Here is a 13275-nt window from a genome sequence, read left to right as displayed (position 1 = left end):
CTTTCATTTCTGAACAGTGGTTGTTGCATAATGGTGCTCGCCGGTGCGAAGCTGAGTTTTACGCCTTCTGCAAAATAGTAGGCGCACCCGGATAATCTTTTTTCTGAAGGTTTCGCTAGCGAAACCTTCAGAAAAAAGATTTAAAAAACTGAAACCTGTTGTGCCGCTGGCGGCACAACAGGTTTCAGTTTTTCTTTCGCGCGCCTGCACTTTTGCTATAAAAGCAAGTTGAAATTGCCGCGCGAGTTTGACCAAACTACATGAAGCGCAAAGAATAACGTAACAAGTTTCAGGATATGAACAAGATTAAAAACCTGACAAAGTAGAATTAGTCGTTAATGGTTTTACCAAGTTAACCTGAAAACGATTAACGTATAACGAACAGCGGCCAGTAGTCGCTAAACAAAACGACCCCGGTATTTTTTCCGGGGTCGCCTTCAGATCTGTAAACCGATTACTCAGCCTCTTTCTTCTCTGCTTTGTTCTTCTTGCCTTTTTTCACTTTTCCTTTCACCGCATCTTCCATGAACTTCTCAGCTTTCTTCTTTTTCTTCAGCTCACGCTTCAGAATGTCAGCGTAAACTTCAGCAAGCTTTTTCGAATTACGGTTCAGCAGTTTTTTAACACGTCTGGTGGCTTCCGGCAATTCAAGATGGCCAATTGCTTCACGCATCGAATCGTTAATGAGACCTTGTAAGGCCTTCTTGGATGTCTTAGTCTTCTCCATACAAAAATATCGGGTTGAAGCTCTAAGTTAACGATTCGTTACCAGACGGTTAATCTGTTAACAAAAACTTAATATTAGCACTAAAAAGCTGCGATTTCAGAATAAAAACGAAGCTTTTTAAAGTTATCACATTTACTTTCTATTCGTATCGCAGCGAGTTTACAGGGTTAGCAGCAGCCGCTTTTACAGACTGGTAGCTTACCGTAAGCCATGCTATAACAATTGCTGCCAGACCGCTTCCTATATATACCATCGGGCTCACATCAATCCGGTATTCAAAGCCGCTCAACCAATTATCAACAATAAACCAACCTGCAATGGCCGCAGGAACAAACGCAATGATCACCAGCCTGGTAAACTCTTTTGATAACAGCACAATCAAACCCGCTGGCGAAGCTCCCAGCGCCTTGCGTATGCCTATTTCTTTTGTGCGTTGTTCTGCGGTAAATGCCGCCAGTGCAAATAATCCGAGGCAAGCTATAAAGATGGCCAAACCCGAGAACACGCTGAACACCTGGCCCATCCGTTGTTCTACCCGGAACAATTCATCAAAGTTCTCATCGAGGAAATTATAGTCGAACGGTTCGCCTGGTGCCTGTTGTTTCCACACCTTCTCAATGATAGACACTATCTCTTTCGGGCTTCCTTCATACCGCACCATTAACTGGTAGGATGTATTCGAGAGACGTATCGCCAACGGCCGCACTTTCATCTTCATAGACTCAAAATTGAAGTCTTTATATACACCTACAATCTTGAGGTGTTCCAGTTTGCCGTTATTGTTATAGATGATCTCTTCCTGCAGGGGATTTTTGAATCCAAATTCCTTTACTGCAGCTTCGTTTAAAAGTATGGCAGACGAATCGGAAGGAAAATCACGTGAGAAATAGCGGCCTTCTTTCATCTCGAACTTCATTACATCCATGTGATCATAATCGGCATAGTATACACCCATGATGTGATCCTGCTCATCGCCGGAAGATTTGAACACCGTAGTATTGTTCACACCGGGAAAGTGATTGTTGGTGAAACTGGCGTGTACTATACCAGGTTGTTGTTTAATCGTGTTTTTAAATCCTTCCAGGTTCTTACCGATGCGCCCGGCATTCTGTACAATCAATACATTATGCTTATCTATCCCCACATTCCGTTCCTGCATATAGGTGATCTGCTGATATACCACCGTAGTAAAAATGATGAGGAAGATAGACAGGGCGAACTGACATACTACCAGCGTACTGCGTACACTGCCGCTTTTCATGCCAGCTCTTACTTTGCCTTTCAATACCTCCACTACATTGAACGAGGTGAGGTAAAAGGCTGGGTAACTTCCGGCTATAAAGCCCACAAATATGACCAGCGCCACAATGCCCAGTAAAAATGCGGGTGTGAGGAATACATCCATACCCAGGTATTTACCCGACAGTGTATTGAAGAACGGCAACAGAAAATAACACGATACCAGCGCCAGTACAATAGCAATGAGGCTATAGATCATCGACTCCGAAAGGAACTGACCGATGAGTTGTCCGCGCAGGGAACCTAATGTTTTCCGTAATCCCACTTCCTTCGCACGACCAGCGGAGCGGGCGGTTGACAGGTTCATGAAATTAATGCAGGCGATCACAATAATAAATACACCTATCCCAGCAAAGAAATATACATAGGTGATGTTACCCGATGGCTCAATATTATGCTGGGTTTTGGAACGCAGGTGGATGTCAGTGACTTTTGTAGCGAAGTAGCCATAAGCTCCGCCCTGCTCGCCCATCTGTTTAAACGTAACGCCCATAAATCGCTCCAGCTCCGGTCCTACATATTTCACTACCAGGTTTTTGAATTTCTCGGTCGCAGCATCCAGGCTCGCGCCTTCGTGCAGAATGAAGTATGTATACATGCCGTTGTTCAGCCATACCGTACTCTTCAGGTGCTCGGCTGTACTGGCCGATACGAGTCCGGTAAAGATCACATGCGAGTTAGTAGGCGCATTGGCGGCAATACCCGTTACTTTATAGGTAGCAGCGTCATTGCCTACAGTTACCAGTTTGCCCATAGCCGGTTCGTTGCCAAAGTATTTTGTAGCCAGCTCCTGCGTAAATACAATTGAGTTAGGTTCTTTCAGTGCAGTCTTCGGGTCGCCCTCGATGAGTTTAAAGCTGAAGAACTGAAAGAAATTAGAGTCTGCATAAAACAGTTTATCTTCTGTGAAAGCCTTCTCGCCATATTTTACCGCTGCCGATCCGTATGTGTCGAGCCGCGTTGCCTCTTCTATTTCAGGAATGTCAGAAACCAGGGTAGCCGCCATGGGCGGGCAGGTAGTGGAAGTATATATTTCCTGACCTGCAATTTTTCCGTGCAGGGCCATCTGGTACATCCGGTCAGACCTGGCGTGAAATTTATCGAAGCTTAATTCATCTGAAACATACAGGATGATGAGCAGACAGGCTGTGACGCCAATCGTCATACCGATGATGTTGATGAACGAGAAGAATTTATACTTCAGGATATTACGAAACGCTACCTTGAAATAATTTCGGAACATATATACTTAGTTTTATGGGGTTAAATGCTTACTCGTCACGGAGTGTACTTACCGGGTTCATCGATGCCGCACTGAAAACTTTATACCCGATGGTTACAGCAGAGATAAAGAACATCAAAATAACGGAGACTACAAAAGTTATCGTGGTTGTATTCCGATAATAATCCCAAATACTATCCATCAGCAAATCTACCAGGTAGTAGCCGATCGTGCAGCCGAGTATAGAAGCAACAAACAGTATAATCACAAACTCGGTATTGATAATGCGGGTAATATTGCCAATGGAGGCACCCAGCACTTTTCGTACGCCTATCTCTTTCATTCTGCGAATAATATTGAGCGACACCAGCGTGAACAACCCGGTAGCAGAGAGGATCATCGCTACAATGCCCAGGAACACGAACATCTTTACTATATTATCGCTTACGGTGAGTGACTCTTTTAACTCCTCATTGAGATAACGACCGTTATACAACCGATTGGGAAAGATCTGCTTCCATTCCTTTTCCATGAATGCATTTACATCCGTAAGTTTCTCCACCGGTGAATTTACAATCACGTGGGTATAATTTTCCTGTGCCGTATAGCGGATCATCATCGGGTTCAATTCGGCCCACAGCCCGTTGGTAAATACATCCTTTACTACACCGACTACATATAGTCTGGTAGTATCATGCCAGAGAATTTCCTTGCCAAGCGGTTTATCCCATTTAAATGTCTCCGCCAGCTTTTGTGTAATAATTACTGATTCTTTGCGGTCCGTTTCAGAATCTTTCTTGAAGTCGCGGCCATCTACCAGGGTTAATCCCATTGTCTTCAGGTAGTCATCGCCCACATCAATGATATCGGCTTCAAATTGTTTGGCTTCATGTTTAATCGGGTCGCGGTAACGTGATGAGAACACACTGTGCTTCGAGCCTGCGATGGAAACTATATCTTTGTTCTGAAGCAAGGCATTTCGATACGTTTCATACTCATTGCCATTTTCCACATACGCGATGATTACGCTTTGCTGGTTAAATCCAAGATCAAATTCGCGCTGGTATATAGAGTTCTGGTAAAAAGCAATGGAACTTACAATGGCCAACAGCGATATAGCATACTGCAAACACAGCAGTACACGTGTAAATATATTCGTACCGCCCAGCTTGAGTTTTCCTTTCAAAATTCCTACCGGTTCAAAACCGCTGATGTAGAAAGCCGGGTAACTGCCTGCAAGCAAACCGGTAAAGAACAGCACACCAACCAGGAAAAAGAGGAATACCGGGTTATCGAGATAATGTGAAGTAAGTTTCATATCTACCCATAATGCATTCCACGACATGAGCAATACTTCGCCGAGGAAGAGGCCGATCACCAGTGCGAGGAAACATATAAACAATGTCTCTCCTATAAATTGACAAACCAGCTGCACACGCATGCTTCCCATTACTTTCCGAATACCAATCTCTTTTAACCTTCTTGAAGATATAGCGATGGAAGTATTCGTCATATTAAAACAAGCAATAAGCAAAATCAGTATCGCCATTATAGCAGGTGCATAAACAGCCGCGCGTGAATTGGCATCGCGTGTTTCGCTCCAGGTATTGTTAATGTCATCGCGTTGTGCCATGCCCACAAACGGATCAAGCACAAACTCTTTTACAATAAAGTCTTCGCGCACTTTATTGTTGTTCTCTTTATACTGCTGTAATTGTTTATGGATAACGGGAAGCCGGTTGGCATTGTTCACCAATACAAACAACGTAGTCCAGTTCTTCCAGTCATCTTCTTTTACTTCTTTGGCATCATCATAAAAGTTATCATAATGCATGTAGGATTGATAAAAGAAACTTGAACTGGCAGGTTGTTTCCTGAATACACCGGCTACGGTCATTTCTTTGAGATTAGTACCCAGCACTTGCGTAACCTGTTTTCCTACAACATCTGTACTGTTGAACAGTTTCCTTGCCAGTTCGTCACTCAGAAATACTTTTGATTTATCCTTCAGATCGGCAGGATTGCCATTGATAAACTCGAAAGTAAATATATCAAAGAAGTCGGGGTCCACATACGCCACGCCTCCCGGAAACAGGTTGTCTTCTACTTTGAAATTAGACCACGAGCGGTTGAGGCGTGTTACCTTTTCAGCATCGGGTATATTTTGTTTCACTGCCAGCCCCATAGGCAGGGGCGCATAGCCGTATAGCTTTTCGGTTCCTTCAAACTCGCGAAGCTGGCTAACGCGGTATATCTTTTCGCTTTTAATGTGGTGGGCGTTGAATACAACATCAAATTCCCAATTGAAATAGGCCACTATACAACAGCCTATACCGATGGCCAGACCGAATACATTGATAAAGATGAAGAGTTTGTTCTTCATCATACTGCGCAACGTAATGAGGAGATAGTTTTTTATCATGTGGTGAGGGTTTCCAAATTAGCTATAAGACTGCAAATGGCTGGTTGAGGTTGCATGGGCAGGCCAAGAAACATGCCATCACTAAATTTCGCTGCAAACCCGGTTTAAGTGTCCTATAGCATTCAAAAATGTACAACCCTCTGTTCACGCGCGTACACCAATAAAAAGCCCGGCACTGCGATTGCCGGGCGGATCAGAAAATAAGCGCCAGTCTACATGACTGCCATGATCAACAGACGCTCTACTTTACAGTATATTTCGCAAACGCGATTCTATATTAAATATGGAAATGCTCTTTAATGTTTTCAGTTACCACTTTACCATCGAAGAGGTTAACAATGCGGTGTGCATAGTTTGCATCGTATGGAGAGTGTGTTACCATTACGATGGTTGTTCCTTCTTCATTCAATTGAGAAAGAAGTTTCATTACTTCCTCACCGTTCGCAGAGTCCAGGTTACCGGTAGGTTCATCGGCGAGGATTACTCTGGGTTTTGCAACTATTGCACGGGAGATTGCCACACGTTGCTGCTGACCACCCGACAATTGCTGTGGAAAGTGATTTCTGCGGTGCATGATGTTCATGCGCTCCAGTACTTCCTCCACACGCTGCTTGCGCTCGCTGGCAGGTACCTTCATATAGAGCAATGGAAGTTCTACGTTTTCAAACACCGTAAGCTCATCAATCAGGTTAAAGCTCTGGAACACGAAGCCGATAGACCCCTTACGCAGCTGTGCACGCTGGCGCTCCGAGTACTTGGCAACTTCATGCTCACCGAAATAATATTCCCCACCGGAAGGATTATCCAGCAAACCTAAAATGTTCAGCAAGGTTGACTTTCCACAACCGGAAGGTCCCATGATGGCCACAAATTCGCCTTCTTTGATTTCGAGGTTGATGCTGTTCAACGCTGTTGTTTCTACTTCTTCTGTTGTGTAGACTTTTTCGAGGTTTTTAAGTTTGATCATGGCAGGTTTTAATTTGTTATACAATATATGTTTTTCAGATAGGATGATTGATATCGGTTTATAGTTGCATTACGCTATAACATAATACTTTTGTTCTTCTTAAAGGTTACATCAATCCAGCAGCAATACTTCGCTGTCTCCAAAGTTTTCATACGAAGAGGTTATTACCTTGTCGCCAGGCTGTAAACCTTCCAGCACTTCGAAATGCTCAGTGTTCTTTCTGCCCAGTTTTATATCTCTGCGCACCGCTTTGTTCTCCCCTTCCATCACAAACACCCAGTTACCACCGGTGTCTTTATAGAAGCCGCCCACCGGCAACAGCAACTCTTCTGATGACTGCCCCAACTCAATGCGCAGTCTTAACGACTGGCCTCTGCGTATACCACCCGGGGCATCGCCAACAAAGTTCATATCTACATAAAACCGCCCGTTCTCAATAGTCGGGTATATATACATGATCTCCAGCTCGTAATCTTTATTGTTAAAAGATGTTGTTGCATGCAAACCGGTGGTAATGCGTGGCAGATACAATTCATCGATCGGCACACGTACTTTATAACTTCCCACAATATCCACCTGTCCTAAACGCTGGCCGGGTGTTACATTCTGTCCTGCATCCAGCTGCGGACGCGACAACTGTCCGTCCATCGGGGCGCGGATCACCAGGTTATCCAGAATCTTTCCTACACCTTCGAGGTTCTGCGAAAGCTTCTGTTCTGATTTATTCAGCTCGCGTATCTGGCGCAGCCGGTCGATCGAATCGTTCTTATATACTTCATACGTGATCCTTCTGCGCTCCAGGTTATATTTATAATCAGCTTCCGTCTTTTCAAACGCCTGCTTCGAGATCAGCTTCTTTTCATACAGTTGCTTCTCTCTTCTATACTGCGGCTCTAATATAGCCAGTTGATTGTCGATCAATGCAAGCGTCTGGCGTTGCTCCAGGTCGTTCTTGGTTATACCCAGGCGCGTATCACGACCGCGGTTGATTGTTTCAGTTAAATTAGCTTCCTGGTTTAAGACATCCAATTCGCGGTTAAGGTTGCTTAATTCTAAAATTATATCTCCGGCTTTTAACATAGCACCGCTTTCAGCCACTACGCGTTTGATCTTACCGCCTTCAACAGCATCAAGATATACCGTACGGCTTGGTTCTACCGTGCCGGTTTGAGGTATAAATTCCTGGAATACTCCGCGTGCCACAGTCGAGATTGTAATTTTGTCTTTCTCGATCTTCAGCTTTTGTCGCCTGTCAGCAAAGATCAGTTGATATGCAACAAAAATTACCAACACGGAAATTCCACCATAGGTAGCAAGACGTTTTACCGTCCATTTCTTTTTCTTGATCTGTTTGTCCATCTGCTTTCTGTTATTGTATACCTGTTTGTTTCGTTCACCGGTGTGTCATCCACGGCTGGTTCATACAAGCAGTACACGGGCAGCAAGCCAACAAGTGTGCCAAGCACCAGAATGCGAAATTGACCTGAATTCAACATAATTAACGCTACTGTCTCGTTCACATGTGAACGTGTGTGTCCGGATGCGAACGCAGCATTTCGAACAAAAAACCTCCTAAATCGCGTTTTTTCCAATTTTTCACCCTGTATAGCTTTCGGTACAGCCTTTGCCCGCTTCCGAACGCACGAAGTGCGCAAGTGTTGGCGTATTGATGTGCTGAAGTTAGCTGACGCGTGAATGAGTATATCCTTCGCATACAGATCACCTGCTTCAACACGCCAACACTTCAACACTCCAACACGACTACCTAAAATCTATACATAATGTCCGACACCAAACATGGAAAGATTCTGATTGTTGATGATAATGAAGATCTTTTAAAGGCAGCGAAGATGTACCTGAAGCGTCATTTTGCTCAGGTTGATATCGAAAAAAATCCGGAAGCTATACCGGCACTCATGGGTAATGAAGACTATGACGTGATTCTGCTCGATATGAATTTCACCAAAGATGTAAGCAGCGGCAGCGAAGGGTACTATTGGCTGGAGCGTATTCTCCAGATCGATCCTTCTTCTGTTGTGGTGCTTATCACTGCGTATGGCGATATACAAATGGCGGTGAAGGCGATTAAAGCGGGAGCTACCGATTTTGTGCTGAAGCCGTGGGAGAATGAAAAATTACTCGCCACACTATATTCTGCTATGCGGCTGCGTGAGTCGCGCGATGTGATTGAAAACCTCAAAATCAAGAACCAGGAAATAAACCAGGTGCTGAACAACCGCTTCAGCGAGATCATCGGCCAGAGCGCTATCATGCAAAAGATATTTCAAACTATTGAGCGTGTAGCCAAGACCGATGCCAACGTATTGATACTCGGTGAGAACGGAACGGGTAAAGAACTCATCGCCCGCGCTATTCATAAAAACTCATCGCGACAGAATGAAAACTTTGTAAGCGTTGACCTGGGTTCTATTACCGAAACACTTTTTGAAAGCGAACTCTTCGGGCACAAGAAAGGATCGTTCACCGATGCGAAAGAAGATCGTGCCGGAAGATTTGAACTGGCCAACAACGGAACACTCTTCCTCGATGAGATTGGTAACTTGTCTATGCCGCTACAGGCAAAATTGTTAACCGTGCTGCAAAACAGAAAAGTGAGTCGTGTGGGTTCAAATAAAGATACACCGGTAAATATCCGCCTCATCTGTGCTACCAACATGCCGTTGTATGAAATGGTAAAGGAGAATCGCTTCCGGCAGGATTTGTTATACCGGATAAACACTATAGAAATCGAGATCCCTTCGCTGCGCGATCGCTTTGAAGATATACCCTTGCTTGCTAACCACTTCCTTAAATACTACGCGGGCAAATACGAGAAGAGCGTAACCAAGATCAGCGAAGGTGCCATGACACGCATGCACAAACATCCGTGGCCCGGCAACATCCGCGAGCTGCAACATTCTATAGAACGCGCAGTGATCCTGAGCAACAGCAGTGTATTACAACCGGAGGATTTCAATTTTACACCACAATCAGGCAAAGAAGACGGACAGCTGAGTCTGGAGCAATACAACCTGGAAGAGGTGGAAAAACTGTTGATCCGGAAAGTGCTCAAAAAATACAACGGTAACATTACGCAGGCCGCTACCGAGCTGGGGCTCACCCGCTCATCGCTGTATCGCAGGCTGGAAAAGTACGGGTTGTAATAATTCGCATCCAAAAGCTACCAATAGCGGTAATGGATTGTGAAGAAGTTCCAAAGTTTTAAAGATAAGCGCATGTAACGCAATGACTATTCTTTTATAACTTGGAACGTTGAACTTAAACTTTTGGACTTTTCTATTCTGTGACGTTCGGTTTTAGAGATTTTCGCGCCCGGGTTATACTGCGGGTTATCATGCTGGGATTAACCATGGCATTATTCATGTACATGGTGGTGCATCCCAACATGTTGTTCGCGGCATTGCTGATGGCTACCATCATCATTCTGCAGTTGATCGAAATCTTTCGTTTCGTTAGTCAGACCAATCGCAAGCTCACACGATTCCTTGAGTCGGTAAAGTATTCGGATTTTATCTCCGGATTTACTTCCGATAACAAACTCGGCAAAAGTTTCAAAGATCTTAACATTGCATTCAACGAAGTGCTCGAAGCTTTCCGCAAAGCACGTTCAGAAAAAGAAGAGCATGGTCAGTACCTGAACACCGTAGTGCAGCAAGTGCGCACCGGTATATTATCATACGATACCGAAGGCAACGTACAACTCATCAACGCCAACGCCAAGCGGTTCATGGGCATTACGTCTATCAAAAATATCAATGAGCTTATCGCAATCAATCCCAAGCTATATCATTCTATCAACAGCGTGGAGCCGGGCAAGAGCGAGCTATACAAAGGCAGCAATGAACTACACCTTACCGTGCAGGCAACAGAACTTCGCATTCGCGGAACCGATGTGAAGCTCGTTACACTTCAGAACATTCAGCCGGAATTGCAACAGCAGGAACTTGAAGCGTGGCAGAACCTGACGCGTGTGCTGCGGCATGAGATCATGAACTCCATCACGCCTATATCTTCGCTTACTTCCACGCTGCGGGAGATACTCGATCACGATATGGAGCGCAAAGGCGATCACTATGAACTGAAAGGTGAAGGCGCTGACGATCTGCGCGAAGGATTAAGCACGATTGAAAACCGAAGCAAAGGTCTCATCAAATTTATTGATGCGTACCGCGAATATACTTCATTGCCCAAGCCCAAGCTCACCACGGTGCGGCTACAGAGTTTGATTGAACATGTAGCACAGCTCATGAAGACGGAGTTGAAAAAGACCAGCATAGACTTTCACTATAGCTGCAGCTCCGAATACCTGACCATACAAGCCGATGTAGAGATGATCGAACAGGTATTGATCAACCTCTTAAAGAACGCCATTGAAGCATTGGGCGATACGGAAACTCCCAAACTCGAACTCATCGGACGTTATGATGGCAGCGATGTATTGATTGAAGTTATCGACAACGGTCAGGGTATTATCAAAGAAGCGATCGATCACATCTTTGTTCCTTTCTATACCACCAAACGAACAGGCTCAGGTATAGGTCTGAGCCTGTCGCGGCAGATTATGCAGATGCACAACGGCTCCATCACCGTAGAATCAGAGCCCGAAGTGCGCACTATATTTACCTTGAGATTCTAGCCTTAAACGAAATCCATTCACCTGGCAATGCACTCAAGTCCCTCTCCCCCGGAGAGGGATTTAGGGTGAGGCTACTCCACCTTTTTAAACACCGCAGTAGCATTATGGCCACCGAAGCCAAACGTATTGCTCATCGCCACCTTTACATCTTTCTTTATACTCTTGCCGAGCACAATGTTAAGGCCTTGCGGCAACGCAGGGTCTAGCTGTTCGGTATTTATAGTTGGAGGAATGATGCCTTCGTGTATGGCTTTAATGGCAATGATTGCTTCTATAGCACCCGCGCCACCAAGCAAATGTCCTGTGGCAGATTTGGTAGCGCTGATGTGTAACTTCTTCGCGTGCTCGCCAAAGAATCTGGATACAGCTTTCATCTCGCTCTCATCTCCTACCGGTGTTGAAGTTGCATGCGGATTAAGATAGTCTACATCTTCTGGTTTCAGATTTGCATCTTCCAGCGCCCACTTCATACCGAGCATCGCGCCTGCTCCTTCGGGATGAGTCGCAGTCAAGTGGTATGCATCGGCAGACATACCCCCACCGGCAACTTCTGCATAGATACGCGCACCTCTGCGTTTGGCGTGTTCATATTCTTCCAGCACCAGTGCACCGGCACCTTCTCCCATTACAAAGCCATCGCGACTTACATCGAACGGACGTGATGCACGCGCAGGATCATCGTTGCGTGTTGATAAAGCTTTCAGCGCGTTGAAGCCTCCTATACCGGCTTCGTTGACCGCAGCCTCTGATCCACCGGCTATAATTACTTCCGCTTTTCCCCAACGTATATAGTTCATGGCATCGATGAGTGCCGTTGTAGAGGTAGCACATGCCGATACGGTGGTAAAGTTCAGGCCCATAAAGCCATACTTAATCGAGATCCAGCCAGATGCTATATCTACAATTACTTTCGGTATAAAGAACGGGTTGATGCGCGGTGTACCATCACCTTTCGCATAGCTGATCATCTCCTGTTGAAAGGTATAGAAGCCTCCGTTACCGGAACCCCAGATCACACCTACACGCGTCTTGTCGATGGTGTTGAGGTCGAGGCCTGAATCTTTTATCGCCTCATCACTGCTCGCCAGGGCATATTGTGCAAAGGGATCGAGCTTGCGTACTTCCGATTTCTCGAAGTAGTTGAGCGGGTCATACCCTTTCAGTTCGCAGGCGAACTTCGTTTTAAATTTAGTCGTGTCGAAAGAGGTGATGAGGGCAGCACCACTTTTTGCGTCAATCAGGTTTTTCCAGAATTCACTTACGGTATTACCCAGCGGTGCCAGGGCTCCCAAACCTGTGACGACTACTCTGCGTTGTTGCATAGTTGCTTTATTTACTGATTTGATTTAACAAGTTCTTGCAGTGACGAACAATGATCTGCATAGGTTCTTCCGATCGTTCTGCGCGTGCAAACATAAGCGCTCCTTCCACAGAACAAAATAAGGTATAGGCAATTTCATGTGTTTTTATACCCTTCTTGAACTCTCCCGCTTTTACACCTTTGTCGAGTAAAGAAGTTATAAAATTTACAGTGTCCAGTAATTCTTTTGCCACCACACTGCGCATGGGTGTATGATGATCATCGGCTTCTATAGCCGTATTCAGCAACGGGCATCCACCCGGAACCGGAGGATCAAAAACATACCGTGCATAAAAGTCAAGTAAAGCGATGAGTTGTTTCTTGTACGTCTTGGCTTCCTCAATCTCTGAGCGTGCCAGCTCGCGCACTTTGTTTATGGAATATTTGAATGCCTCCAGGGCAATCTCTTCCTTATCGGCAAAATTACCGTAGAGTGCACCTTTCGTAAGACCGGTAGAATCGGTAAGATCTTTCAACGAAGTGCCATCAAACCCCTTCTTGTTAAAAAGAGGAGCTGTTTTCTCTATAATGTACTGACGCGTCCGTTCTGCCTTCGTCATAACAGCCGTAAAATTATACCAATTGGTATATTCTACAAAGTTTTAGCGCAGAAAGTTCATG

The 13275-nt window shown here is 45.1% G+C and carries 9 protein-coding genes; 2 read left to right on the top strand and 7 right to left on the bottom strand.

Annotation, left to right across the window (positions count from 1 at the left end):
* Window positions 1-454: 454 nt before the first annotated feature.
* The 5 genes from V7Q33_RS17770 to V7Q33_RS17750 form a co-directional block, all read right to left on the bottom strand.
* Window positions 455-727 (bottom strand): hypothetical protein, encoded by a 273-nt coding sequence (locus V7Q33_RS17770; RefSeq protein WP_331976900.1) that lies wholly within the window; start codon window positions 725-727, stop codon window positions 455-457.
* Between the two features lie 139 nt (window positions 728-866).
* Window positions 867-3269, bottom strand: a complete 2403-nt coding sequence (locus V7Q33_RS17765; RefSeq protein WP_331976898.1) for an ABC transporter permease — start codon at window positions 3267-3269, stop codon at window positions 867-869.
* A gap of 28 nt (window positions 3270-3297) precedes the next feature.
* Window positions 3298-5670 carry an ABC transporter permease gene (locus V7Q33_RS17760; protein ID WP_333820687.1) on the bottom strand — a complete coding sequence of 791 codons (2373 nt, stop codon included), beginning with the start codon at window positions 5668-5670 and terminating at the stop codon, window positions 3298-3300.
* Window positions 5671-5947: 277 nt separating this feature from the next.
* The gene (locus V7Q33_RS17755) at window positions 5948-6637 is read right to left on the bottom strand and encodes an ABC transporter ATP-binding protein (RefSeq protein WP_331976894.1); all 690 of its coding nucleotides are present in this window, start codon (window positions 6635-6637) and stop codon (window positions 5948-5950) included.
* Between the two features lie 111 nt (window positions 6638-6748).
* Window positions 6749-7996, bottom strand: a complete 1248-nt coding sequence (locus tag V7Q33_RS17750) for an efflux RND transporter periplasmic adaptor subunit (protein WP_331976892.1) — start codon at window positions 7994-7996, stop codon at window positions 6749-6751.
* 422 nt (window positions 7997-8418) lie between these two features.
* Here V7Q33_RS17750 and V7Q33_RS17745 point away from each other — a divergent pair, with 422 nt between their 5' ends.
* Together V7Q33_RS17745 and V7Q33_RS17740 are read left to right on the top strand one after the other, a co-directional pair.
* Entirely contained in the window at window positions 8419-9801 is a 1383-nt protein-coding gene (locus V7Q33_RS17745) for a sigma-54-dependent transcriptional regulator (protein ID WP_331976890.1), read from the top strand.
* A gap of 206 nt (window positions 9802-10007) precedes the next feature.
* Entirely contained in the window at window positions 10008-11294 is a 1287-nt protein-coding gene (locus tag V7Q33_RS17740; protein ID WP_333820686.1) for a sensor histidine kinase, read from the top strand.
* A 71-nt stretch (window positions 11295-11365) separates the two neighbouring features.
* Here the strand turns inward: V7Q33_RS17740 and fabF are convergent, their stop codons facing one another.
* Both fabF and V7Q33_RS17730 read right to left on the bottom strand, forming a co-directional pair.
* Window positions 11366-12616, bottom strand: coding sequence for a beta-ketoacyl-ACP synthase II (gene fabF / locus V7Q33_RS17735; RefSeq protein WP_331976886.1), 1251 nt, complete (start codon window positions 12614-12616; stop codon window positions 11366-11368).
* Between the two features lie 7 nt (window positions 12617-12623).
* Window positions 12624-13214, bottom strand: coding sequence for a TetR/AcrR family transcriptional regulator (locus V7Q33_RS17730; protein ID WP_331976884.1), 591 nt, complete (start codon window positions 13212-13214; stop codon window positions 12624-12626).
* Between the last annotated feature and the right edge of the window lie 61 nt (window positions 13215-13275).

The organism is Ohtaekwangia sp. (assembly GCF_036786105.1).
Lineage (GTDB): Bacteria > Bacteroidota > Bacteroidia > Cytophagales > Cyclobacteriaceae > Ohtaekwangia.
Note: the sequence above shows the minus strand (reverse complement) of the source record. Positions and strands in the feature narration are given on the sequence as shown.

Bases quoted from the DNA above. Each gene is read 5' to 3' on its own strand.
- V7Q33_RS17745 (WP_331976890.1), top strand. From the start codon at position 8,419: ATGTCCGACACCAAACATGGAAAGATTCTGATTGTTGATGATAATGAA.
- V7Q33_RS17750 (WP_331976892.1), bottom strand. From the start codon at position 7,996: ATGGACAAACAGATCAAGAAAAAGAAATGGACGGTAAAACGTCTTGCT.
- V7Q33_RS17760 (WP_333820687.1), bottom strand. From the start codon at position 5,670: ATGATAAAAAACTATCTCCTCATTACGTTGCGCAGTATGATGAAGAAC.
- V7Q33_RS17740 (WP_333820686.1), top strand. From the start codon at position 10,008: ATGGCATTATTCATGTACATGGTGGTGCATCCCAACATGTTGTTCGCG.
- V7Q33_RS17755 (WP_331976894.1), bottom strand. From the start codon at position 6,637: ATGATCAAACTTAAAAACCTCGAAAAAGTCTACACAACAGAAGAAGTA.
- V7Q33_RS17730 (WP_331976884.1), bottom strand. From the start codon at position 13,214: ATGACGAAGGCAGAACGGACGCGTCAGTACATTATAGAGAAAACAGCT.
- V7Q33_RS17770 (WP_331976900.1), bottom strand. From the start codon at position 727: ATGGAGAAGACTAAGACATCCAAGAAGGCCTTACAAGGTCTCATTAAC.
- fabF (WP_331976886.1), bottom strand. From the start codon at position 12,616: ATGCAACAACGCAGAGTAGTCGTCACAGGTTTGGGAGCCCTGGCACCG.
- V7Q33_RS17765 (WP_331976898.1), bottom strand. From the start codon at position 3,269: ATGTTCCGAAATTATTTCAAGGTAGCGTTTCGTAATATCCTGAAGTAT.